The 23,882-nt window shown below is 57.3% G+C and carries 24 protein-coding genes; 16 read left to right on the forward strand and 8 right to left on the reverse strand.

Features of this window, described 5'->3' with window-relative positions; all coding sequences use genetic code 11:
- Nucleotides 1-2 precede the first annotated feature (2 nt).
- From leuD to ASF29_RS03485, 11 genes are all read left to right on the forward strand, one after another.
- Nucleotides 3-617 carry a 3-isopropylmalate dehydratase small subunit gene (gene leuD / locus ASF29_RS03435; protein WP_082453369.1) on the forward strand — a complete coding sequence of 205 codons (615 nt, stop codon included), beginning with the start codon at nt 3-5 and terminating at the stop codon, nt 615-617.
- Between the two features lie 55 nt (nt 618-672).
- Nucleotides 673-1,890, forward strand: a complete 1,218-nt coding sequence (locus tag ASF29_RS03440) for an ABC transporter substrate-binding protein (RefSeq protein WP_062448479.1) — start codon at nt 673-675, stop codon at nt 1,888-1,890.
- Nucleotides 1,891-1,959: 69 nt separating this feature from the next.
- Complete coding sequence (locus ASF29_RS03445; RefSeq protein ID WP_062448481.1) at nt 1,960-2,829, forward strand: branched-chain amino acid ABC transporter permease; 870 nt, start codon at nt 1,960-1,962, stop codon at nt 2,827-2,829.
- Complete coding sequence (locus tag ASF29_RS03450) at nt 2,826-3,803, forward strand: branched-chain amino acid ABC transporter permease (RefSeq protein WP_062448483.1); 978 nt, start codon at nt 2,826-2,828, stop codon at nt 3,801-3,803. The genes ASF29_RS03445 and ASF29_RS03450 overlap by 4 nt, the downstream gene beginning before the upstream one ends.
- The gene (locus tag ASF29_RS03455) at nt 3,796-4,536 is read left to right on the forward strand and encodes an ABC transporter ATP-binding protein (protein ID WP_062448485.1); all 741 of its coding nucleotides are present in this window, start codon (nt 3,796-3,798) and stop codon (nt 4,534-4,536) included. The genes ASF29_RS03450 and ASF29_RS03455 overlap by 8 nt, the downstream gene beginning before the upstream one ends.
- Nucleotides 4,529-5,230, forward strand: coding sequence for an ABC transporter ATP-binding protein (locus ASF29_RS03460; RefSeq protein WP_062448487.1), 702 nt, complete (start codon nt 4,529-4,531; stop codon nt 5,228-5,230). The genes ASF29_RS03455 and ASF29_RS03460 overlap by 8 nt, the downstream gene beginning before the upstream one ends.
- 56 nt (nt 5,231-5,286) lie before the next feature.
- Nucleotides 5,287-6,180 (forward strand): oxaloacetate decarboxylase, encoded by an 894-nt coding sequence (locus ASF29_RS03465; protein ID WP_200925502.1) that lies wholly within the window; start codon nt 5,287-5,289, stop codon nt 6,178-6,180.
- A gap of 16 nt (nt 6,181-6,196) precedes the next feature.
- Nucleotides 6,197-7,597 (forward strand): FAD-dependent oxidoreductase, encoded by a 1,401-nt coding sequence (locus ASF29_RS03470; RefSeq protein ID WP_062448491.1) that lies wholly within the window; start codon nt 6,197-6,199, stop codon nt 7,595-7,597.
- A gap of 18 nt (nt 7,598-7,615) precedes the next feature.
- Nucleotides 7,616-8,389 carry an aspartate/glutamate racemase family protein gene (locus tag ASF29_RS03475; protein ID WP_062448493.1) on the forward strand — a complete coding sequence of 258 codons (774 nt, stop codon included), beginning with the start codon at nt 7,616-7,618 and terminating at the stop codon, nt 8,387-8,389.
- Nucleotides 8,386-9,162, forward strand: coding sequence for an aspartate/glutamate racemase family protein (locus tag ASF29_RS03480; protein ID WP_062448495.1), 777 nt, complete (start codon nt 8,386-8,388; stop codon nt 9,160-9,162). Before ASF29_RS03475 ends, ASF29_RS03480 begins: the two co-directional genes overlap by 4 nt.
- A complete protein-coding gene (locus ASF29_RS03485) occupies nt 9,162-10,571 on the forward strand; it encodes an MmgE/PrpD family protein (RefSeq protein ID WP_062448497.1) in 1,410 nt (469 codons plus the stop codon). The genes ASF29_RS03480 and ASF29_RS03485 overlap by 1 nt, the downstream gene beginning before the upstream one ends.
- A 4-nt stretch (nt 10,572-10,575) precedes the next feature.
- On the opposite strand, the gene ASF29_RS03490 is transcribed toward ASF29_RS03485, so the two are convergent.
- Both ASF29_RS03490 and ASF29_RS03495 read right to left on the reverse strand, forming a co-directional pair.
- Entirely contained in the window at nt 10,576-11,343 is a 768-nt protein-coding gene (locus ASF29_RS03490) for a GntR family transcriptional regulator (protein WP_062448499.1), read from the reverse strand.
- Nucleotides 11,344-11,393: 50 nt separating this feature from the next.
- Complete coding sequence (locus ASF29_RS03495; RefSeq protein ID WP_062448501.1) at nt 11,394-12,326, reverse strand: 3-hydroxyacyl-CoA dehydrogenase NAD-binding domain-containing protein; 933 nt, start codon at nt 12,324-12,326, stop codon at nt 11,394-11,396.
- Nucleotides 12,327-12,701: 375 nt separating this feature from the next.
- Here ASF29_RS03495 and ASF29_RS03500 point away from each other — a divergent pair, with 375 nt between their 5' ends.
- Entirely contained in the window at nt 12,702-13,883 is a 1,182-nt protein-coding gene (locus ASF29_RS03500) for a RhtX/FptX family siderophore transporter (RefSeq protein WP_244473479.1), read from the forward strand.
- 8 nt (nt 13,884-13,891) lie between these two features.
- On the opposite strand, the gene ASF29_RS03505 is transcribed toward ASF29_RS03500, so the two are convergent.
- A complete protein-coding gene (locus ASF29_RS03505; protein ID WP_200925503.1) occupies nt 13,892-14,848 on the reverse strand; it encodes a helix-turn-helix transcriptional regulator in 957 nt (318 codons plus the stop codon).
- Between the two features lie 161 nt (nt 14,849-15,009).
- Here ASF29_RS03505 and ASF29_RS03510 point away from each other — a divergent pair, with 161 nt between their 5' ends.
- Complete coding sequence (locus ASF29_RS03510; RefSeq protein ID WP_062448690.1) at nt 15,010-17,286, forward strand: TonB-dependent receptor; 2,277 nt, start codon at nt 15,010-15,012, stop codon at nt 17,284-17,286.
- A 216-nt stretch (nt 17,287-17,502) separates the two neighbouring features.
- Here ASF29_RS03510 and ASF29_RS03515 read toward each other — a convergent pair whose 3' ends face one another.
- On the reverse strand, nt 17,503-17,886 hold the full coding sequence (locus tag ASF29_RS03515) for a DUF6180 family protein (RefSeq protein ID WP_062448505.1): 384 nt from the start codon (nt 17,884-17,886) through the stop codon (nt 17,503-17,505).
- Nucleotides 17,887-18,058: 172 nt separating this feature from the next.
- Between ASF29_RS03515 and ASF29_RS03520 the strand changes: the two genes are divergently transcribed.
- Entirely contained in the window at nt 18,059-18,592 is a 534-nt protein-coding gene (locus tag ASF29_RS03520) for a cytochrome b (protein WP_062448507.1), read from the forward strand.
- A gap of 81 nt (nt 18,593-18,673) precedes the next feature.
- Entirely contained in the window at nt 18,674-19,438 is a 765-nt protein-coding gene (locus ASF29_RS03525) for a RibD family protein (RefSeq protein WP_062448509.1), read from the forward strand.
- Here ASF29_RS03525 and ASF29_RS03530 read toward each other — a convergent pair.
- The 4 genes from ASF29_RS03530 to ASF29_RS03545 are packed head-to-tail and all read right to left on the reverse strand — an operon-like array spanning nt 19,367 to nt 22,617.
- On the reverse strand, nt 19,367-20,164 hold the full coding sequence (locus ASF29_RS03530; RefSeq protein ID WP_062448511.1) for a class I SAM-dependent methyltransferase: 798 nt from the start codon (nt 20,162-20,164) through the stop codon (nt 19,367-19,369). The two genes, ASF29_RS03525 and ASF29_RS03530, sit on opposite strands and share 72 nt — an antisense overlap.
- Complete coding sequence (locus ASF29_RS03535; protein ID WP_062448513.1) at nt 20,161-21,207, reverse strand: glycosyltransferase family 4 protein; 1,047 nt, start codon at nt 21,205-21,207, stop codon at nt 20,161-20,163. The genes ASF29_RS03530 and ASF29_RS03535 overlap by 4 nt, the downstream gene beginning before the upstream one ends.
- Complete coding sequence (locus tag ASF29_RS03540; protein ID WP_062448515.1) at nt 21,204-21,602, reverse strand: 6-carboxytetrahydropterin synthase; 399 nt, start codon at nt 21,600-21,602, stop codon at nt 21,204-21,206. Before ASF29_RS03540 ends, ASF29_RS03535 begins: the two co-directional genes overlap by 4 nt.
- A 10-nt stretch (nt 21,603-21,612) precedes the next feature.
- Nucleotides 21,613-22,617, reverse strand: a complete 1,005-nt coding sequence (locus ASF29_RS03545) for a zinc-binding alcohol dehydrogenase (protein ID WP_244473468.1) — start codon at nt 22,615-22,617, stop codon at nt 21,613-21,615.
- A gap of 154 nt (nt 22,618-22,771) precedes the next feature.
- On the opposite strand from ASF29_RS03545, the gene ribA reads away from it, so the two are divergent.
- On the forward strand, nt 22,772-23,878 hold the full coding sequence (gene ribA / locus ASF29_RS03550; protein WP_062448517.1) for a GTP cyclohydrolase II RibA: 1,107 nt from the start codon (nt 22,772-22,774) through the stop codon (nt 23,876-23,878).
- Nucleotides 23,879-23,882 lie beyond the last annotated feature (4 nt).

Below are 23,882 nucleotides of genomic sequence, written 5' to 3' on the forward strand. Positions count from 1 at the left end.
TGATGAAAGCATTCATTCGCGAAACATCCACGGCAGTAGCCATTCCCGGCGTCAACTGTGATACGGACCAGATCATTCCCGGTCGCTTTTTGAAGGCAGACCGCGCGCAGGGATATGGTCAGTTCCTGTTCCACGACATCCGTCGCGACGAACAGAAAGAACTGGACCCATCGTTTCCGCTGAATAAGCCGGGTGCCGACGCCGCGACCATTCTTCTTGTCGAAGACAATTTCGGATGCGGATCGTCCCGCGAGGGTGCGGTTTACGCGCTGGTGGACCACGGCATTCGGGCGGTCATCGGGCCGAGCTTCGGCGATATCTTCTTCAACAACGCCCTTAAAAATGGGCTTGTGCCAGTTCGTTTGTCCGCAGATCATTGCGAGTCACTGGCGGAGCATCTCAACCGGTTTCCTGACGCAGAGGTTACGGTCGATCTGGAGTCCGCCGAACTGATCCTGCCAGGTAATCTCGGCACGCACCCCATCACCATCGATCCCTTCGCGCGCGACTGTATCTTACGCGGTCTTGATGAGATCGAGATGACGTTCACCTTCATGGAGCAGATCACCGCCTTCGAAACGGATCGAATGGCGTCGCATTCCTGGCTGAGCCGTTGACGGGCGGACCAGCGAGTTTCTTTTGCCGTCTCATAAAAAAAACTGGGAGCATAAAATGACATTCAAAATCGAACGACGCGACCTTTTAAAGGTCTCCGGAGCGCTAGCCGTCAGCCTGGCTGCGCCTTCCATTCTGCGCGCGCAGACACCAACCATCAAGGTTGGTGTCATCGAGCCGCTGACAGGCAACCTCGCCTATAACGGCACACAGAGTGCTGCCGGCGCAAAGTTTGCGGCGGAAGCCATCAATGCCGCAGGCGGCATAAAGTCGATGGGCGGTGCCAAGATCGAACTCGTCGTGGTGGATGCGCAGAGCCGCCCGGAAGCCGCCGCCGCGGCCGTCGATACGCTGATCGAGGCCAATGCCTGCGCCTTCACCGGTGCCACTGCCTCTGCTCTCGGCCTTGCGTCTTCGCAGGCAGCAGCAAAATATAATCTCGCGCAGGTCTTCTCCATCGGTACCGCCGAAACCGTCGTAACACGCGGCCTGCCCAACGTTTTCCGTTTCACGCCGGGCGTCAACAAATGCACCAGCGTTGCGCTCGAAAACCTCAAGCTGCTCAATGCAGGCGCTGGCAATTCCATCAAGACAGCGGCCATCGTCCATGAAGACGGTCCCTTCGGCTCCAACATGGCGAAAATCCTGGCCGAGCAACTGCCGAAGCAGGGCATCGAAGTGGTCGAGACCATCTCGCACCCGACACCGCAGCGCGACTTTTCCAACATCGCGCTCCGCGTCAAGGCGTCAAAGGCCGATATCCTCATTCCTTCGAACTACATCAACGAATACACATTGATGGCGCGCGCGCTCAACCAGCAGCGCGTCGAACTCAAGGCGATCTATTCCATCCTTGGCGGCGCTGCATCCAACATCAAGTTCGTTCGCGAGAACAAGGAAGTCGCTCAATACGTGATGGACTGCAATCACTGGTACGATCCGTCCAAGGACCTGTCCAAGGCGCTCGCTGCCAGCGTTGCTGCTGCAAAGCTCGACCTGACCTATGACGTGATGGTGTCCTATGCGACGATACAGGTCATTGCCGACGCTCTGGAGCGCGGCGCTTCGGCTGATCGCCAGAAGATGATCGAGGCTCTGGCCGCATCGACCTTCGACAAGTCCATCATGCCTTATGGTCCCACGAAGTTCGTCAATGGCGACAATGTCAACTCGCGGCCTGTGAACACGCAGATCCGTGGAGACAAGATCGAACTGGTCTTCCCGAAGGAATATGCGACCGCAGAAGCGGTCTTCCCGATCCCTGCCAAAAACTGACACGGTCTCGCCCCCACGGACGTCAATGTCCCTGGGGGCGCTCTTCAAACGACAGAGAGGCGAGCCCTGATGTCAAGTCTGATCTTACCTGCCGTGTTGAGCGGCCTGATGATGGGAGCCGTCTATGCGCTGGTAGCGCTGGGCCTGACCCTCATTTATGGCGTGCTCCACATCATCAACTTTGCGCATGGCAGCCTGTTGATGCTGGCGCTTTACGCCGTCTATTTCCTGTATTTCTATTTCGGCGTCGATCCCTATCTCGCCATTCCCATCGTTCTTCCGGCCTTCTTCGCGCTCGGTTACGTGTTGCAGCGTTTCCTGATTGCGCCAATGAGCAGCGGCTCGGAACAGAATGTTCTTCTCATCACGCTCGCTGTGTCGATGATCATCGACAATCTGGCGCTCTACTTCTGGACGTCGAATACCCGCACGGCGGATATAGCCTATGCCTATGACACGGTCGAAGTGCTGGGTGCCTATCTGCCGCTTGGCCGTGTGATCGCTTTCGGTGCAGCACTGGCCGTCGCACCGCTTCTCTGGTGCTTCATGGCCTATACCCGCACGGGCTCTGCCATTCGCGCCGTGGCAATCGAGAAACGCGGTGCGGAACTCGTCGGTATCGACGTCAACCACACCTATGCCATCTGTTTCGGTATCGGAACGGCCTGTGTGGCGCTCGCGGCCTGCCTGTTGCTGCCGACATTCTACATCACGCCACAGGTTGGTTACACCTTCGTCCTCGTTGCTTTCACCACGGTTGTGCTGGGTGGAATGGGCAGCCTGCTGGGTGCTTTGGTCGCCGGTCTGCTGCTTGGCGTCATCGAGTCCCTCTGCGGTCTCTTCCTCGGCGAAAGCCTTGGCCAGATCGGTATCTTCCTCGCCTTCATCCTCATCCTTCTCTTCAAACCGTCAGGGCTTCTCGGGAGGGCAAGGACATGAGACCTCAATCCATCGGGCAGATTGCCCTCATTGCGGCAGCTCTTGCTTATCTCTTCGGCGTTTATTTCGCGTCCTCTCCAGTGTGGATGGGTTTTACCATCAACGCGCTGATCGTCGCGGTTGTCGCCCTGTCGTGGAACATCACCGGGGGTTTCGGTGGAATGTCGTCCTTCGGTCATGCAGCACTGTACGGAACGGGTGCCTATGCCTCGGCCATCCTTCAGGTGCAGTACGGCGTCAACGCATGGGTCGGCTTCGGTGCTGGCATTCTTGCGGGTGCCGCCATGGGGGCTTTCATCGGCGCGCTGGCGTTTCGTTATGGCCTGAAGGGTTCCTACTTCGCGCTCGTCACCCTGGCCTTTGCCGAAGTGCTGCGCATCTGCGCTTCCTCCTTCGATTTTACCGGCGGTGGCAGCGGACTGCAATTGAAGCTGGTTCCCGGCGTTGCCAACCTGCAATTCAATGACCGCACGATTGCCTATACCGCTCTTCTGGTCGTGGTGGCACTCATCATGGCGCTGACGGCTCTCATCAAATATTCCCGTTTCGGTGCTTATCTCATCGCCGTCAGGGAAAACGAGGATGCTGCCCGCGCGCTTGGTATCGACACCTACAAGATCAAGGTGCAGGCCATGGCGATCTCAGGTGCCTTTGGTGGTCTGGCCGGTGTGCTGTATCTCCAGCTCTGGCTCTTTATCGACAGCAACGTGGTCTATGGCAGCGCCGTTTCCATCGAAGCGCTGATCGGCCCGATCATCGGCGGTGCCGGTACGATCTGGGGTCCGCTGCTCGGCACGCTCGGCCTGCATCTTCTCGGCGAAGGCGCGAAACATCTTCTGCCGAATGCGCCCGGTCTGAACTTCGTGCTTTACGCGATCGTGCTGATCTGCGCGCTGCGCTTCCTGCCAAACGGTCTTGTCGGCCTTGCGGGCAAGCTCGGCACCTTCAAGAAGAAGGAGGACGACAATGCTTGAGGTTCGTAATCTTTCCAAAAGCTTCGGCGGCTTGAAGGCCGTCACGGATGCCTCGCTCGATGTGCCCGAAGGCTCCATCGTCGGACTGCTCGGGCCGAACGGCGCAGGCAAGACGACCTGCTTTACGATGATTGCCGGTTTTACCAAGGCTGACGAAGGCACGGTGCGCTTTCAGAGCAAGGACATCACCGGACTTGCGCCGCACAGCATCTGCGCACTGGGCATGATCCGCACCTTCCAGATCGTTCAGCCCTTTGCCGGGCTCACGGTTCAGGAAAACATCGCTGTCGGTGCCTATCTCCATCACCACGACCGTCGCGAAGCCATGTCGGTGGCGCGCGATGTTGGCAAGCGGCTGGGCATGGGCGCGATGCTTGATCGCCCTGCCTCTTCGCTGACCATTGCGGGTCGCAAACGGCTTGAGCTTGCGCGCGCTCTGGCGACCGGTGCGAAGCTGCTGCTGCTCGATGAGGTCATGGCGGGCCTGATACCCTCTGAAATCACCGAGATCGTCGGCATCATCCGTAAAATCCGCGAGGAGGGGCACACCTTCCTGATGATCGAACACGTCATGCAGGCGGTGATGCAACTGGCGGAAACGGCCTATGTGCTGAACCAGGGCAAGATGATTGCCCATGGCACGCCGCGCGAACTCGTCAAGGATCCGTCCGTGGTGGAAGCCTATCTCGGCCACGGTGCCGCAGCCCGCTTGCAGGAGGAAAACCATGCTTGATATCAAGGGTATCCGCGCAGGCTATGGCTCGATGAGCGTGCTGCAAGGCATCGACATGCGCGTCGACAACGGCGAAATCGTCGCCTTGTTGGGCTCGAACGGCGTGGGCAAAACCACGCTCAACAACGTCATATCGGGTTTCATCAAGCCAAGCGCCGGATCGATTTCCTTCAAGGGCGTGACCATAACAGGTAAAAATGCGCGTGACATCGTGGCGCTTGGTATCGCCCATGTGCCGGAAGGGCGAAAGGTTTTTCCCAATCTCTCGGTTGGCGAAAATCTTAAGCTCGGTGCGTTTCGTCGGGCCAGCAAAAACACCAAGCAGAATTTCGAGCGCATCTGCGAGATCTTCCCAAGGCTTCGGGAACGAATGAACCAGCTTGCAGGCACGCTGTCTGGCGGTGAACAGCAGATGCTGGCCATCGGTCGCGGCATGATGTCGGAACCAGAACTGCTCATTCTGGATGAGCCATCTCTCGGCCTGTCCCCCATCATGGTCGAAGAGATGTTCGGGCTGATCACCAAGATCAATGCCGATGGTGTTGCCGTACTGCTGGTGGAGCAGAATGTCATGCAGTCGCTGGGTGTCGCCAAGCGTGCCTATGTCATCGAACAGGGCCGTTTCGTCATGCAGGGAGAGGCCGCAACACTGCTGGCCGATCCGCAGTTGCGCCAGGCCTATCTCGGAATGTGAGACGCTGCCCCGGATGGAGTGAGCCGGGGCTAATTTACGGAGAAATGGAGAATACAATGTCCCTTACACGTACCCAACGTCTGCGGCAGTTACTCGCAGGCGAACGAGCCCTCATGGCTCCTGGCGTGGTCGATGCCATGTATGCCCGCCTTGTGACCGAAGCCGGTTTTGACGCCATGTATATGACCGGTGCTGGCACCTCTGCCACGCGGCTGGGCTATCCCGATGTGGGTCTGCTGACCATGACCGAGATGGTCGATAACGCCACCCGCATCGCCGATGCCTCCGATATTCCGCTGATTGCCGATGCCGACAATGGTTTCGGCGGTCCGCTCAACGTGCGCCGTGCCATTCAGCTTTATGAGCGCGGTGGCGTGGCTGCGGTGCATCTGGAAGATCAGGTGCTGCCGAAGCGCTGTGGCCATCTGGCGGGCAAGCAGATCGTTTCAGCCGAAGATATGGTGGCGAAGGTCAAGGCCGCCGTCGATGCGCGTATCGACGAGAATTTCGTCGTCATCGCCCGCACGGATGCGCTGGCGCTGCATGGCCGCAATGCCGCCTTCGATCGTGCGGAAATGTACCGCGAAGCCGGTGCCGATGTCATCTTCATCGAGAGCCCCGGCCCGGATGATCTGCCGCATATCGCCCCGCGCTTTCCCGGCATTCCGCTGCTCTACAACATGGCGACCTCGGGCAAGACGCCGTTCCTGACACGGTCTGAAATCGAAGCGCTGGGCTTCAAGCTCATTATCTATCCGAACTGGTTGCTGCTTTCGGCATGCGAAGCCGCGCGCAAGACGCTTCAGGTCTTGAAGACCGAAGAGACCATAGCGTCCGTCGCGCCCAACGTCATGAACTTCAAGGAGTTCTTCGACATGGCGCGCATGCCTGAAATCCAGGAACTGGAAGCGCGCTACGGCACACCGGAAGCAAACCGCACCAGCTATTGAGCAGGAGATTTGAGCCATGGCAGTGCTATCTGCGGAAGGCGTGACGTTCGATTTTGAAATGCCGGTGGTCGTCGTAGGGGCAGGGGCCTGCGGTCTGGTCGCAGCCCTTGCGGCCCATGATGCGGGGCAAGAAGTCATGGTGCTGGAGCGGGACGAGAACCCGACGGGCTCCACCTCGCTGTCCGCCGGTCTCATTCCCGCACCCTGCACCCGTTTGCAGAAGGAAGCCGGTATCGAGGACAGCCCCGAACTTTTCGCTCAAGACCTTGTCGCGAAAACCCATGACCATACGCCGCACGATATGGCGCTGGTCGCTGCACAGACCGCAGGTCCGATGATCGACTGGTTGATGGACACGCATAAGGTCGAGTTCGAACTGGTCACGGGGTTCACCTATCCCGGCCATTCGCGCCTTCGCATGCACGGCCCGAAAAGCCGCACTGGTGCCGACCTGGAACAGTCGCTTCTTTCTGCCGTGTCCAACGCCGATATCGATGTCGTGACAAATGCGTCCGTCGAAGACCTCTATGTGGCTGCGTCTGGTCGCGTCACCGGTGTTCGTTTCCGTCGACCCGATGGAGCGCTGGAAATGCTGGGCTGCAAGGCGCTCGTTCTCGCCTCTTGCGGCTTTGCTGGCGATGTCGCGCTCGTCCAGAAATACATCCCGGAAATTGCCGATGCCGAGTGCTGCGGTCACCTGTCCAACACGGGCGATGCCGTGAAATGGGGCGCACAGATCGGCGCGGCGCTGGCCGACATGGGTGCCTATCAGGGGCACGGATCGGTCGCTCACCCGCATGCCTTGCCGCTGACATGGGCCGTCATCACCAAGGGCGGCATTCTTCTCAACACGCAAGGCCAGCGTTTTTCCAACGAGATGCGTGGATACTCCGAACATGCCGCAGAAGTCGCCGCACAGCCGGACCATATTGCCTGGGATATCTACGATGCCAAGGGCGATGAGGCCGGGATGGGCTTTTACGATTACCGCGAAATTCGCAAGCTCGGTGCCATCAAGACGGCAAACAGTCTGGAGGAACTTGCCACGGTAACGGGGCTTTCGCTTGCTGCCATTCGCGAAGAATTCGAAGCCATCGAAACATCCGCACGCACTGGCGAGCCAGACCGTTTCGGTCGCAGCTTCACGCAGGATCAGGTGCTGAGCGCGCCCTATTATGCGGTCAAGGTCAACGGTGCACTGTTCCACACACAGGGCGGTTTGGTGATCGATGCAGAGGCGCGGGTGCTGCGAGAAGATGGCACGGCTTTGCCGAACCTGCTGGCAGGCGGTGGTGCGGCGCGTGGCGTGTCTGGAGATTCCAATTACGGCTACCTGTCCGGCAACGGCCTTTTGACGGCGACCAGCTTTGGCCGGTTGGCTGGCATCACCGCGGCGCGGATTGCTGCTGAAAGCTGAAAACAGGAGGAGAACGTGATGAAGAAGGTTATGGTCATCGTACCGTTTCCCATGGGACAGGATGATCTCGCCCGCAGGCAAGCGCAGATGAAGGCGGTCGATCTCGGCCCGGATATCGAGTTTCACTATCGCGCCGTGCGGGTTGGGCCGAAGAATTATTCGAGCCAGCACGATATGGCGCTGGCCGATTTCTCGATCCTCGATGCTGGTCTTGATGCCGAGAAGGAAGGTTTCGACGCCGTCTGCATCGACACCATGTCCGACAGTGGCATGTCGATGCTACGCTCGGTTCTGACCATCCCGGTCATTGCGCCGGGCCGCCACTCCATGCTGATGGCGCAGATGCTGGGTGACAAGTTCTCGATCCTGATGATGTGGGATCGCTGGAAAATGCTCTACACCAAGACACTGGGTGAGCTTGGCATGGAGCACAAATGTGCCTCGATGCGCTCGATTGGGGTGACGCCTGATAATAAGAGCCTGCTTGCCGGCAAGGAAGATGAAGTCTTCCCGCTTCTGCTGGACGCGGCGAAAAAATGCGTCGAAGAGGATGGCGCGCAGGTGCTTATCCTCGGCTCCACCACGATGCATGAGGCGCACTCCTGGCTGTCCGCCCGCATCGGCGTTCCCGTCATCAATCCCGGTCCGCTGACCTACAAGCTGGCATCGATTGCGCTCGACCTGAACCTCACCCACAGCAAGGCGACATGGCCGACGCCGCTTTCGCCCAAGCATGACATGATCCGCGCCATCGGTGCTGCCGGTGCGGCCTATTTGGAGGGCGGTCAATGACCCGCATTCTCGTCATCGTTCCCTTCGCATTGGATGAAGAAGGTGTGCGCAATCGCCAAGCGCAGTCGCAATACGTGCCCCTGCCTGCGGATTGGGAACTGACCTATCGCCCGGTCACCTGCGGCCCGACATCCTTCATGTCTCCGCATGACTGGGGGCTGATGGACCTCGCCATTTTTGAGGCCGGGTGCAACGCGCAAGACGAAGGTTTTGACGCCGTCTGCATCGACACGATGTCGGATAGCGGTATGGTCATGCTGCGCTCGGTTCTCTCCATTCCCGTCATCGGCGCGGGCAAGGCTTCGATGCTCTATGCGCTGACGCTCGGTGGCAAATTCTCGGTACTGGCGCAGTGGGAGCCGGCACTGCCGCGATACCGCAAGGCCATCCGCGAATATGGTTTCGACCGTCAATGCGCCTCGGTACGCAGCTTCGATCAGCCGCCGGATTTCTCCAACCTGTTGGGCGGCAAGGAAGACAGCGTTTTCCCGCGTATGCGCGACGTTGCCATGCGCTGCATCGAGGAAGACGGAGCGGAGGTCATCTGCCTGGGCTCAACGACCATGCATCAGGCCGGAGAATATCTCGCGGCGAACCTGCCGGTGCCCGTCGTCAATCCCGGTCCACTGACCTACAAGCTGGTCGAGACCTTTCTCGCGCTCGGCCTCACCCATGGCGCAGATGTCTATCCGCCACCCGTCGAACCGCGGCTGGATATGTTGCACGCCATGATGAAGGCGGGAGCTGAAGCCGAACGCAAAACGAAAGGCTGATGACGATGCAAAGTGCTGCCACCCCTCTGGCTCTAGCCGCGGCCAAGACGAATTTTACAACGGCAGCTAAACCGGTCCGTGCGGCCTACCGCGATTTCGTGCTCGATACGATTGCGGTGATGGCGGCAGGTGCCGCGCATCCGTCGGTGATCGATGCACGTCAGGCGTTCGTTGAGGCTGATGGAGGCGGTCTTTCGTCCGCGTTGGGGTTTGGTCAACCTTGCGCAGCTGGCACGGCAGGGCTCGTCAATGGCGCAGCGATGACCGTGCTGCAGTTGCAAGATGGTCATCGTCGTGCCCGTGGTCATCCCATGAGCCACGTTCTTCCTGCTGCGTTGGCTGTTGCCGAAGAAACGAAGGCATCGGTGCAGGCATTTCTCAATGCGGTCATGGCTGGATATGAGGTTTGTGCACGGATTGGCTCAGCCTTGGGCGGCATGCAGCCATTGCTGCATGATACGGGAACATTCGGCTGCATAGGTGCGGCGGTCGCGTCTGCTTATCTCCTCGGTGAAGATATGGAAGAGCATGCCCGTGCCGCCCTGATCGAAGCTGCCATCGGAAACGCCGCAGCGGTGGCGCTTTTTCCGTTTCGCGATACCTGTATGGAGGGCGCTGGCGCTCATCATTTGTTCGTTGGCCTCGGCGTGCAGAACGGCATTACGGCGGCGCGCGGTGCAAAGGCAGGTTTACTTCCCTCCATTGCGACGCTCGAACGCTTCTTCGGTCCGCGCGCAGGCGACGCTTTCTCCCCATCGGTGATGGTTGAAGGCATCGGCGAAGATGCAGGATGGTCGCACTTCGAAATCACCAGCGCCTATCTGAAATGGCATCCCGTCTGCGCACATCTCGGACCGATGCTGGATTGCATCGAGCTTCTGCGTGAGCGAATGGGTGAGTTCAATGCAAAGCATTTGGTTGAAGTCCGAATAGACGTCTACCCGACGGCCCTTCAGTACGATTCTCCCACGCCAACCAGCGATCTTGCTGCCCGTTTCAGCTTTCGTCATGCCGCAGCGCTGGCTTTGTGTTTTGGCCCGTTGCGCCACGATGGTTTCGGTAGGGAACGTCTGGAACACGCTGAGGTGTCGAGGGTGATCAAAAAAATCACTCTCAACTCCGACGGTCAATTTGATGCGCTCTATCCGTCCAACCGCCCGACGCGTGTGACCCTGTTGTCTTCGGATGGGAATACCGAGAGCGTGGAAGTATTGATTCCGAAGGGCGATGGAGAGCGTGCTTTGTCACGCGCCGATGTTGATTTGAAAGCTCGACGCTTGCTCGACTCTGCCTGGGGAGAGGGGCAAAGCGGTCCTTTGTTCGCCCTCATAGACGGCATTGATGGCGACTTGGCAGACGATTTTTTAGTCGAACTTGGCAAGCTGTTAAGGCGTCCGCTGGCAACGTGACGGGTCAATTGCCGAGCGAGAAATCCTTGCCATCTTCCCGCTTCAGCGAGACGCGATATTCATAGCGGTCGGCCCGGTAGAAAATTTCTGCTACATAGAACGGCTTCAGATCGGCGTTGAAGAACACGCGGTTCACCAGCATCAGCGGAGCGCCGACGGGAATCTCCAGATGCTTGGCGGCGTAATCATCCGCAAGCGTCGCGGTTAGGGTTTGTTCCACCTGTTCAACCACCACACCGGTTTTCTGGACCAGATCGATCATATTGGTGGTCGCCAGGTCCTGGCGGTTCAGCGTTTGGCCGATCTCCGGCAGGAGATAGGCAATAGATAGCGAATAAGGGCGTCGGTCGAGGGAGCGGATGCGGACGGCCCTTATCAGTTCCGTGGTGGGTGGGACGCCCATCTGCTCGCAGATGCGGGGCGGCGCTTCACCGAGATCGAGGCTGACGACCTTCAGCCGCGTATTCTTACCCACCGTGTTGAGGTAGCTGAACAGGCTGTTGATGTTGGACACAACGACGCGGTTGAGTTTGTTTTCCTTTGATCGGTCTGTCACATAGGTTCCGCGTCCCCGCGTGCGCGTGACCAGGCCTTCCGCCGTCAGCATCTCCATGGCCTTGCGGATGGTGATGCGGCTCACCGAAAAGCTTTCGGAAAGCTCCGCTTCGCTCGGCACCGGTACGTCGATGGGGTAATAACCCTTGACGATGCGTTCGCGCATGACCGCATAAACACGATGATAAAGCGGGGTTGGGGAATGTCGTTCGGCCATATATGCGTAGATCCATAGAGATTAGAAAATAAGGAAGTGAGCGAAGCTCGTTAGACGCGGCGACCTTTCAGGGCGCGCTGTACAGCAATCAGCCCGTCATCGCGCATCGCCTCCAGTTCGGACAGGTCTCTGCCGCGCGTTTCGGCGGCGATGCCGTCAACGAGTTTTTCTTGCGTTGCGGCATCGAGGCGTGGCGAGCCGAGGTCCTGCCAGCGACGTTCCTGGCTGGGCCCGAGATGCGAGAGATAATGTGCAATGCCGCCCGTGCCGCCGCCGAGATGATAGGCCATATGCGAACCGACGACAGACCAGCGAAGGCCGGGCCCGTAAACGAGCGCCGCATCGATATCCTCGACCTCCGCAATGTCTTCCGCCACCATGTTGACCGCCTCCCGCCACAGCGCCGAAGACAGGCGATTGGCGATGTGCCCCACGGCTTCCCATTTCAGTCTGACCGGATGGCGTTCCAGCCTGCGGTAAAAGGACGCCGCAGCATCAAGGCGCTTGTGGTCACTGCCATAGAGTTCGACCAGCGGCATCAGATGCGGCGGGTTGAAAGGATGCGCTGTGATGAGCCGTGACGGATCGGCCATCTCGGCACTCAACTCCGACCAGACCAAAGACGAGGTGCTTGAAGCGATGGTGATGCCTGCTGGAGCACATGTTTCAATCGCGGAGTAAAGTTCACGTTTCAGCGGCACGTTTTCAGGTGCGTTCTCCTGAACCCAGATCGCGCCGGATACGGTATCCGCCACGTCTTCCGTCAAGCGGAGTTCGCCCGGTGCAGGCAGGGTCTGAGCCAAGTCTGCAATCTGCGCCATCGCCGCATCGATGCGGGCAGTGACGTGATCGCGACCAGAAGCGGCGGGCTCGAACAGCGCCACGTCATATCCATAGGCCAGAAAAAGCGCGGCCCAGCTCGTCCCGATCAACCCGCCGCCGATCACCGCTATCGTCTCGCGACCGCGCCCCGCATCATTCATTTGCTCCGCCCAAAACCGTTTCTGTTTCTGAAGGAACAATCTCATAGCGGGTCGCACGGCGCAATTTAAAAGATCATAAGGTTATGTCATTTATACCATTTATATTGGTGGTCTAGCGCGACATCGAGGAAATCCGCGCCGAACGCGGTTCGTCATTGTCTTAACCGGGTTCGCTCATATCCAAGCCTTGCGAATTGTCTGGAATTAAACATGATGATATTTATCCTGTTTAATTTACCGGCACGCGACGATGTTTGACGCAAAACGTTCAAGTCCTATGCGATCCCGGTCGAAGAATTCGGTTCCTGCATGGCCAATATAAATGAGACGATTTCTGACCGCGCTGTTTTGACGACGCCATTCGAGCGGCGGTTGATGGGCGTGTTGGGCGGTCTCTATCTCGCTCAGGGTATTCCGACCTATCTGCTGTTGGTTGCGCTGCCGCCGATCATGCGGGAAAGCGGCGCTTCGCGCACAGCTATCGGCTTGTTTTCCCTGCTTATGTTGCCCTTGATCCTTAAGTTTCTGGTGGCGCCATTGGTGGACCGCTGGTCGCCGTGGCCGAAGATCGGGCATCGCCGTGGATGGGTGGTGCCTACCCAGCTTCTGGTGAGCGCCGGTATTGCGTCGATGGCTCTGGTCGACCCAAGCAATGTCTCGGTGCTCTTTGCCATCTGCATTTGCATCACCGTCATCTCCTCCATTCAGGACATTGCAACGGATGGTTATGCGGTGCGTCAGTTGACGGACCGGACACGATCCATGGGCAATGCCGTGCAGGCTGGGGCCGTGGCGCTGGGTGTTATCATTGGCGGGACGGCGGCTCTGGTCGTCTTCCATCTTGCCGGATGGCAGACCATGATCCTTCTTGTTGCAGCCTTGTCTCTGCTGCCGCTTGCCGCTGCTGTCGCCATGCAGCCGGAAGCGCAGACTGCGGAGAAAAGCCAGAAGCCTGCGAGCCTGCTTGGCTTCTTCCGCCGCCCGAATGCCTGGCTGATCCTGGGTTTTGCGCTGACATATCGGGCAAGCGAAGGCCTCGTTCGCGGCATGGAAGGCACCTATCTGGTCGATATCAAGGTGCCCACAGACTGGATCGGTTATCTCTCGGGCGGTGCTGCTGCAACGGCTGGGCTGATTGGTGTGGCGATTGCCGCATTTCTCATCCGCAAGGCGGGATTGACAGCCACGCTCATTCTTCTGGGTGGTCTGCGAAGCATCTGCTTCCTGGCATTTACCCTGAACGCGGCAGGCGTTCTACCCGGTATCTGGGTGGCGCTTTCGGCGTCAGCGTTTCAGACACTGATCCGCTATATGGAACTCGTCGCCATCTATTCCTTCTTCATGAAATCCTCATCGCATGATCAACCCGGCACGGATTTTACCATCCTCACCTGTGCTGAACTCATCATTTACATGGCTGGTGCATCGGTCGCCGGTATCGTGGCCGACAAGCTTGGCTATCCCGCGCTGTTTTCCACGGCGACCATCATCTCGCTCGCTGGCATGGCGCTGTCTGTCTGGTTTTTGCGCAGGCTCGGCCGGGCACGCGTCGCTTAACGCAGCCGTCACGCTTCCTCGTTCTGCCCTGTCATACGCCGCAAATCCGTGGGCCGTATACCATAACGGCTGCGGAACGTCCGGTTGAAATAGGACAGGTCGTTGAACCCGATGCTGTAGACGATCTGGCTAATGGGCGTTGCCACAGTATCCGCCAGAATAAGCGTTTTGGCCAATACAAGCCGCCGCTCAAGTACATATCTTGAGAATGTCGTGCCGGTGCGACTGAAAATCTTCTGGATGGCGCGCGGCGTTATGCCTTCATGCTTGGCGACATCGGTGATCGAAAATGAGCCGTCCGCCAGCTTCTCCTCAATCAGCGCCTTCATCGATTCAACGCGGTTTTGCGGCGCGTCTGACGGGCTTGCATCCTCCTTCACCTGCTGCGCCAGAACGGGTAGTAGCGAATAGAAATGCGCGACCATCATGCTGGCATGGTCTTTGTCCTGGTTGTCTTGTCGTAAGAGGTAGCCTGCGTAATTCGTCAGCAATTGCAGAGGCAGGCACTCTGCTTGAAACCGTCGAAGCAGCAGGCTATCGAGCGACTTTCTGAACGGTACAGTGGCCAAATGCGGCAGATGTGCACAATCCAGCCTGCCACCCTCTGGCAGCACAAGATCCGTCGAGGTGTCCGCTGGAAGTAAAATGACGTCGCGCGACGCCAGCGTGAAAGTGTGCTTTCGGTGATGAATGATGAGCGGTCCATCCGTTGCCCGAAGCATAACGATATCAGGCGTGCCAATTCCCTTTGCGGTGAGGCGTAGCGGCGTTTTGGGGAGATACAGCGTTGCGAGCGAGAGATCGACGTGTTTCCAGAATAGCCCTGTCACACCCGCCAGGTCTCCATCCTCGACTGTGATCGTCGCTTCACCCAACATATCCAGCAAAATGGTGCGGCAAACGAGCCTGCTTTCCGAGTCGGGCAGAGAAATGGTCCCGAGTTTGAGCGGCCGAATTATTTCCATTACAAATCAACCCGTCTTAATCGTTGATGTTCGCAATTATCCAAAACGTGTTCGTTCCCATCCAAGCACTTGGACGTCTTACCTCATAAAACATGATAAAAACAGTCTTGTATTCTTAGCAGTTGGACGGCTGCGGCGATTTTTTGCGAACCGGGGGCGAAATGAACGGAAAATGGAATATTGGTGTTAGCCTGCTGGCTATCGCCGTTGCAACAGGTTTGCATGCAGCAGCGCAAGCGCAGGATGCCTCCTCCGAAAATACGCAGGCGAGCGGCGGCTCGACGGTTCTGGAAACGATCGTGGTAACCGGTGGCCGCTCTCCGCAACAGATTTCAGAAACCGCCAAGACAATCTACGTGGTGGAAAGCGAAGAAATCTCCTCGCAGGCCAACGCCGGAAAGTCCGTTCAGCAGATACTCGCCGACACGGTGCCAAGCTTCGACCCTGCCAGCGACGGTGCCAGAACCTCTTACGGTCAAAACCTTCGCGGGCGTACCGCTCTCGTACTGATCGATGGCGTATCCATGAACTCCGCCCGAGGACTGAGCCGCCAGTTCGACTCGATTGATCCGTTCAATATCGCGCGCATCGAAGTGCTGTCCGGTGCGACAGCCATCTACGGTGGCAATGCGACCGGCGGCATCATCAACATCATCACCAAAAAGGGCAAGGATGCCCCAACGGGCATGCACAGCGAAGTCACCGTTGGTGCGGAAACAGGCTTTGCCGGGAGTCAGGATTTCGACCGCTTCGCCAAGGGCGCGGTGACCTATAATGCCGAAAACTGGGATGCACGTCTTTCCATCTCCGGTAATCGCAGTGGCGCTTACTACGACGGTAACGGTGATATGGTCACTCCGGACATCGTTCAGACGTCTACTGCTTTCAATAAACGACTGGATTTTTTGGGTTCCGTAGGCTTTCAGATCGACGACACACGTCGCTTGGAGCTTTCGGGTCAATATTACGATAGCAGGCAGGACTCCGACTACGGACTTTATTACGGAGCCAATCTCAGTGGCTTTCTGACCAGAAACCCTTCACTTTTTGAAACGCGAAATGGGTACGAATCCGATTTTAACCCTCGCACTCAACGCACGATGTTCAATGCTACCTACACGGACGAAGATTTCCATGGTCAGCAACTGTTGCTTCAAGGCGCTTTTCGTAAGGAGCGCATTTCGTTCAGCCCATTCCCGGCGTCCAACCCTTTATCAACACCTTACGGTTTTTACTTTGGCGGAAGCGCGCAGGACACAGATTACTTTTCCGGCAAGGCTGCGCTCGTTGCGGAACCGACAGATAAACTGAAAATTACCTATGGTATCGACGCGGATCACGACGCTCTATCGTCTCACCAAAACGTTTTTGACTATGCAACAGCCTCGTCGAGCGGCGGGCTTGATTTCGATACGATTGGAATAGCAGGTCTTTATCCAGATATTAAGGTTTCCACTGTCGCTGGCTTTGCAGAGGCGTCGTACGAAGCCACGGATCGCCTGACGTTGACCGGTGGCGCAAGATATCAATTCGTCCATACGAAGGTTTCTGATTTCGTCGGGGCTGCACAGCAGGTCGCGATCATTCAAGGCGCTGGAACCTCTGCCGATACCATTCCGGGAGGCAGTGTCAGCTACGACGACTTCCTGCTGAACTTCGGCGCTACCTACGAAATCAATAATACCCAGCAGGTCTATGCAAATTTCAGTCAAGGCTTCGAGTTGCCTGATCCTGCCAAATACTATGGCGTCGGCAGTTATACGCGCGTCGGAAACAGGTATGTCTTGAACAACAGCGTAAACGTGGCAGATTCTGCGCTGCAGGCTATTAAAACGAACTCCGTGGAAGTCGGATACCGTTTTGATGATGGCACCTATACTATGGAAACCGCAGCCTATTATTCCTTGTCCGACAAATCCATTACGCTTGACCGCACATCCCTTGCTGTGAGCGTGCTGAATGAAGACAAGCGTGTTTACGGCATTGAAGGCAAATTAGGAGCAAAGCTCGATCACGGTTTTGACGTCGGGGTGTTGGGCCAATGGGTTCGCACCGATGTGAAGGGTGACAATGGCTGGGAAAAGGCGACTGTACAAAATGCCAGTGTTTCCAAGGTCGGCGGTTATGTCGGCTGGTCGGACGATGCGCTCAGCCTCAAATTTACTGGACAGCATATTTTCGATCTGACGGATGCCGACAACTTCAAGATCGAAGGTTATACGCTTTTCGACCTCACTGGCGGCTACAAATTTGAGACAGCCGATACGACACTGAATTTCGGCATTCAGAATCTCTTTGATACGGATTACACCACCGTATGGGGCTCTCGTGCAAAAGCACTTTACGGCGGCACGGTGGGCCAATCCGTCGCCAACGAAATCTTCGACTATAAGGGACGTGGTCGTACCTTCGCCGTTTCGCTGACGAAAGTCTTCTGATGGATCATCGGGGTGGACGGCGATATCGTCTATCCCTTCGGGCAGGCCTCATCTGCCCAGGCGTCCCACCCTGCAGTGTCTCAACTCCCGTACCTCAATGGCATGCAAGCCGTTGAGGTACTCTGAAGAGCTTTTCCTCTATGTTTCTACGGGGCAGAAGCGGAGTGCTACGTCCTGCTGCGTCAACCGGTTTGTGGGCCGCAAGGTTGCGCAGACCTACTTCTTTGCAGCCATGATCGCTGCTTGAACGTCGTCAGCATACTGACCGAGGGGTCCTTTCCCGTTTCGGTAGTCGATACCCTGAACGACGCTTACGGTCGTCGTCTCGACTGTAATACATTGAACGGTGAAGACACCGTGTCCTTCCTTACCTCCGCTGACAAGGATGAGCTGTCCCGGGAAACTTTGCACATTCGCCTCATAGCCTGCCTTTGCGGCTGCATGTTCCACGACTGCGCCACAGGTTTCGATGTCGAGTGAGGCTTCGGGCGTCCGCTCGACATAATAGGTCAGATTGAAGTCATTGCTTTGTGCGAAAACCGGAGCGGTCTGCCCCAGACATGCAACGGCAGCGATCGTAAGTGTCAAAATCTTCTTCATGCGGTTTCCTCCAGAAGCATTTTCCCGTCATTGGCGTCCTTTATTCTCGCTTACAGATGCCATGGCAAGCGACGGGACTGTCCATGGTGTGATCCCCCCTGTTTCCGGCCGCGTAAAACCGTGTACTCTGCCGACATGGTGGACGTCGCCTGTTTCTGGAGGAGGAAGACGAATGACCGCTGACCCGACACATCATGTCACGAAATACAGCAGGGTTTCGCGGGCGTTACACTGGATCGTGGCACTGCTTGTCTTCCTGACATGGCCGCTGGGTCTGATGATCGGTTTCGTCAAGGACGAGGTCAAACTCGATTTCTATCTCGTCCATGAAAGCCTTGGCTTCCTCGTTCTCTGGGTCATGTTGCTCAGGGTTGGCGCCCGGCTGTTTGCGCCTGCCCCGCCTATTCAGGGGTCAGCGATGGAACGCATGGCCGCACACACGGTCCACGGTTTGTTCTACGTCTTTTTGATCATCATGCCTGTCTCGGGTTTTCTGGCAACCAACGCCCATGGTTTCCCACTGGAATGGTTCGGTCTGGTGCCGATCTGGAGCCCGCTTGCGAAGTCACCGCAGATTGCGCCGACTTTGTCCGCCATCCACGAATGGAGCGCATGGATCGTTTTGGCGCTTTTCACGTTACACATGCTGGCAGTGATCTTCCATCATCTGATCCGCCGAGACACCACGCTTTACCGTATTCTTTAGACAGGGATGTCGATGCGCAACCTTCATATGACTGACAGGCTCTGGACACGGCTCCTCTCTATCCGCGATGGGAAAGATGTCATGAAAAGAGCGGAGGCCGATGCTGCTCTGACGCTTTACGGTCCCATCGCCTCGGCACGTCAGGGTTTCGTTCTGGCGCAAGTGGGTCAGTCACTGGATGGTCGCGTCGCGACGCCAAGCGGAGACGCGCGTGACATATCCGGGCCGGATGGCCTTGCCCATCTTCATCGCTGCCGCGCTCTGGTCGATGCGGTGATTGTGGGTATCGGTACTGTTCAGAATGATAATCCGCGCCTCTCGGTTCGCGAAGTAAAAGGTCCCAGCCCCACCCGCGTCGTGATCGATTGTCGCGGCGAGTTGACCGGCAATGAGGGACTTTTTCACGATGGTGGCGCTCCGGTGATCGTCGTTCAGGGGCATGATGCACCAGACGCGATGCACGGTGCCGCCGTCATCAAGCTCACGCGCGGGCCTGCCGGGCTTGATCCTCATCACATTCTTGAGCATCTCGCCAAGCGCGGCTTGACGCGAATACTCGTCGAGGGTGGGGCAAGGACAATCGCCCGCTTCATCGACGCGAACCTTGTCGATCGGCTCCACGTCGCCATATCACCACTGATCATTGGCTCGGGTCCGTGTGGCATTTCCTTGCCGCCGATTGCCGAACTCTGTAACGCGCACCGCCCCACCGCTGATATTTACGCGCTTGGAAGTGATGTGCTGTTCGACTGTCGCTTGAAGACCGAAAAACCCTCAGTGATGCGGAACAGCCAGGATATCCGTATGGCCGACGATACAGACGCTGCCCTCTACGCCAGTGTGTAACCGGCGAAAGTCGAGCCACTCCTTAAAAACATCATCGTCCGTGTTTCCAATTTCATGGACCGGTCGCTGAAGCCCTTCCAGAAAATCCGTTTGCAACTGCGCCATGTCGGTACCAAGCCGCCATGGGCTCTCGGCGCTTTTCACCGAAAAGCCGCTGGCTCTGCACAAGGTAGAGAGATGATCTGACGCATCCGGGCCAAGCGCCGGCCCGAAACCTTTGTCAAAGCGCTGATGTTGGTTGAAGTCTTCCACGATCTGTCCATCCAATGGATGAGGAACGGTCCACTCCATCTTTCCATCATAATTCAGCGCCGCATAAAGCCCGATCTTGCGAGCGGCGAGCTTCTCTACGAACAGGTCGCAGAATTCAGCCGAGCAGAGGTCGAAAAGAGCTGATGCCGTTACGATATCGACGCCATCCAGCAGCGTTTCATCAAGATGGTTTAGATCCTGACGATGAAACTCGACGCTCTCTACAGCGCCGATCTGGCGCTGTGCCTCGTCCAGAAGAGCCACTTCATAGTCCAGAAGCTTCCAGGTTGCTCCGGGCACCAAAGGCGAAAGCGAGCGATAGGTCGATCCTGTGCCGCATCCTATGTCCATGATGGTCCGCGGCTGGGGACGCAGGCTCAGATATTGCGTGAATGTGTCCAGCAGAGAGACTGATCGCGCGCCGCGGTCGGCAGGCTCTCGAAGTTTCAGCCAGTCCTTGTCAAAGCCGCTCATAGCAATGCTTTCAATCTGTTGGAAATGATCTCTGATGTATCTGCCCAGCTTGGCAGCAGCGTACCGGCGCGGGCTGCTGCCTGTGCGCGGCGCTCCCGATCGTGGGGATCGGTTAGCAGAGCCTGGAGAGCCGCCGCAGTTGCGTCCACATCATCCACAGGCACCAAAAAACCTGCATCTTCGGGAACGACATCCGGCACCGCACCTGCCGCACAGGCAACGATCGGCAGGCCGTGAGACAAAGCTTCTGCGAAGACCATGCCGTAACCCTCGTAGCGGCTGGCCAGCGCAAAAATATCAGCATGTTCGTAGGCCGCCGCCACATCATCGGATTCCCCGGCCAAGACGATGCGATCCGAAAGCTGTTCCTTTTCAATCTGATCGGCGAGAGCCTGCGCAACGGTCGGGTCCAAATTCCTGCTTCCGATAATGGTTGCCTGCCAATCAAGATGAGCGAGTTTTTTCAGCGCAGCGATCAGAATGTCGTGTCCCTTACGCTGCGTAAGAGATCCAACTGAGAGGATTTGCGGGATTTTGTTCGGTAACCTGTGTGTTTCAGAGGGCTTTGCCGTTCCGGGAACGGCCACGTTGATTTTCTCAGGCGGTACCGCGAAATTTTCGGCCAGCTCTCGGGCCGTCATGGGAGACGTCACGATAACATGGCGCGTAGCGGCCAACGCCGTCTTTTCGCTTTGCCGAAGCGGTGCCTGCTGTTCTTCACTCAAACCGGTTTCAAGTGCCAGCGGATGATGAACCAGTGCAACGATACTAAGGCGTTGTGCCTCACGCTTGGCCCACACGTCCATAACGCCGAAGGCAAGGCCATCGATCATCACGAGACTGTTGTCTTCGAGCGTAGAAAGCCGTCTCTCCGCCTCCTGCAGCGTCAGTGCGCTCGGTGAGGGAAAGCCCTCACCGAGCGCTAGAAGGTCGACATTCCAACCGAGGTCGCGAAGACCCCTTATGACTTCCCGGTCATAACCATATCCGCCGGTCTTGAGTTCAAGATTTCCTGGATAGGCAAAGGTGAGGTGTGGTTTCAAAGATCCGCCTCGTACCAGCCACGGGCTGCGTGCGATTCATGCAACGTCACTTTCAGGCGCGAAATCCGATGACTTCCGGGGCCGAGACGCTTTGCCGAGACCGCAGCCGCAAGCTGATCGAAAATATGTTTTGCGATGACCTCCGTCGTGCTGACTCTGCCTTTGAAGACATCGAGTTCATCGAGATTCTGGTAGTTCAGCGGCTTCAGGACGTCGAAAAGCACAGTCGTTGCCGCCCCGATGTCGACCGCCAGACCGTCTTCATCGACGTCCTTGGTGAAAAAGGCCGCGTCGACGACAAAGGTTGCGCCATGCATGCCTTGCGCCGGCCCGAAAACCGGCCTTGGAAGGCTGTGGGCTATCATGATGTGATCTCGAACTTCGACTGCGAACATGGTCTCTCTTTCATTCATAAACGATGCGGTGGCAAAGCGTGTCCTGCGATGACAGGATACGTGGATAGTCGATGGCCAGATCAGTAAAGGCTGTCTCGCCGGAAATCAGGTGATCGACACGGTCGTCGTGAAGCAGTTCGAGCGCCTTCGCCATCCTTCGCGAAAACGTCCAACGGGCCTTTCTCGATGCGGGAATTGAGCCGACTTGCGAACTGATGAGTGAAAGTCGCTTGGAGTGAAACGTGCCACCCAGCGGGATCGTCACGGACTTGTCGCCGTACCAGCTCGCCTCCACGATCCGCGCCTCCACTCCTGCATGCTGGATGGCATCTGCCAGAGCCGCACCCGATGCCGAAGCGTTGATAAGCACGTCAAACTCACCATCGAGACCGCTGGCCTCGACGAAGCGGATGCCCATCGCTTGTGCATGAGCGCGGCGCTTAGCATTCATATCAACCAGAACCGTCTCCGTGCCGGGAATGCGGCCCGAAAGGTTGGAGATCAAGGTACCGACGACGCCACCGCCGAAAACCGCCACGCGGTCACCGGGTTGAATACGGGCATCCCAGACAATGTTGAGCGCGGTTTCCATATTGGCGGCCAACACTGCGCGTGCGGGTGGGAGATTGTCCGGCAGCACGGAAATCATATCTTTCGTCGTGACGAAGAAATTCTGGTGAGGGTGAAGGCAAAAGACGGTCTTACCGACAAGCTCCTCCGGCCCGGCCTCCACTGTGCCCACAGCAGAATAGCCATATTTCACCGGGAACGAAAAATCGCCTTCCATATGGGGCCCGCGCATCCGGTCGAACTCTTCTTGTGGCACGGCACCCTTGAAGACAAGAGATTCCGTGCCCCGACTGATGCCGCTGTAGAGGGTGCGGACGAATACCTCGTCGCCGTTGATGGATTCGACGGCGCTTTCCTTAAGGACGCAATGATTTGCTTTTTCGATCCAGAGTGCTCGACACGTCGCCTTATGACGCGGGTGTGCGGTGATGGTAGGAGATGCCAAAAGGGTGATCCCATTAAATGCTTGTTCAATGGAGCGTATTGCCGAGACGCGCGTTTTGTTCCGTGCAGGTTGCCAAAATAAATTTCAGTCCCGCGAGAAATCCACTCACGATCTTCTCCGTAAAAAAACAATAACGCTAGGAAGAGAATGTCATATGTCGCCTATCAGTCAGCAAGCTTTCCAGTTCACCACGCCTGAGATCGAAGTCGAGCGCGCTGTTTCCGAGCTACGTTTCGGTCGACCCATCATTCTGACATCCGGCCCACGAAAATTGGCCGTTCTGGCACTGGATGCCGTCTCACCCTCTTTGTACGATCAATTCGCCATAGCGACGGAACGCCGCCATACTCTCTTGCTCACCGCTCCGCGTGCCAGCCGTCTCGGCATTATCGGAAACGGGGATGTATTGACGCCACTGTCCGGTGTGGATTTCGAGCAAGCTTCTGGGCTGTCCTATGTTTTGGGGGCTGCTGGGCCAACCAAGTGGGTGGAAGCCGACGAACTAGCATCGAAAACAGCTGAATTGGCGCGGATCGCGTTGCTTCTGCCGGCAATGGTTCTCGCAGACGTCTCGGCTTCTCACGAGAGATTTGCGGGATGTTGCCAGTTGTCGGCCTCTCGCCTCAACGGTGCAGACGCTGCGCGTCAGAGGTTTGAAAAGGTCGTTCGCACACGCGTCCCTCTCAAGGATTTGGGCGATTGCGACTTTGTCGTTTTCCGGGGTGGACTTGCGCAGAAGGATCAGGTCGCAATTGTCGTCGGAAAACCGGATGTCTCGCGCACTGTGCCCATTCGCATCCATTCCTCGTGCATCACCGGTGACCTCTGCGGCTCGCTCAAATGCGACTGCGGCGATCAGCTACGCAACGGCTTGGCGCTTTTGAAGCAGGCAGGTGGCGGCGTGTTGCTCTATCTCGATCAGGAAGGACGCGGAACCGGTATCGGTGCGAAAATGCGAGCCTACGGTTATCAGCATCTGGGTCTCGACACGATCGATGCGGACGCTGAGCTTGGCCTTGCAGAGGACCACCGCCGGTATGAGGCAGCGGTTGCCATGCTGCGGCACATGAATATATCAAAGGTGGCTGTCTATACCAACAATCCGACAAAGATCAGTGCGCTGAGAGCAGGGGGTATCGAGGTCGATGCACGTGCTGCGGTGACAGGAACAGTGACAGCAGAAAATCAGAACTACCTCCGCACCAAAACTCTTCGGGCTGGGCATCTCATGGACATCAAGACTTTGGTTGCAGCCGAGTGAGTGC

It is taken from the genome of Rhizobium sp. Leaf262, from assembly GCF_001422245.1.
In the GTDB taxonomy this organism is placed as follows: Bacteria; Pseudomonadota; Alphaproteobacteria; order Rhizobiales; family Rhizobiaceae; genus Agrobacterium.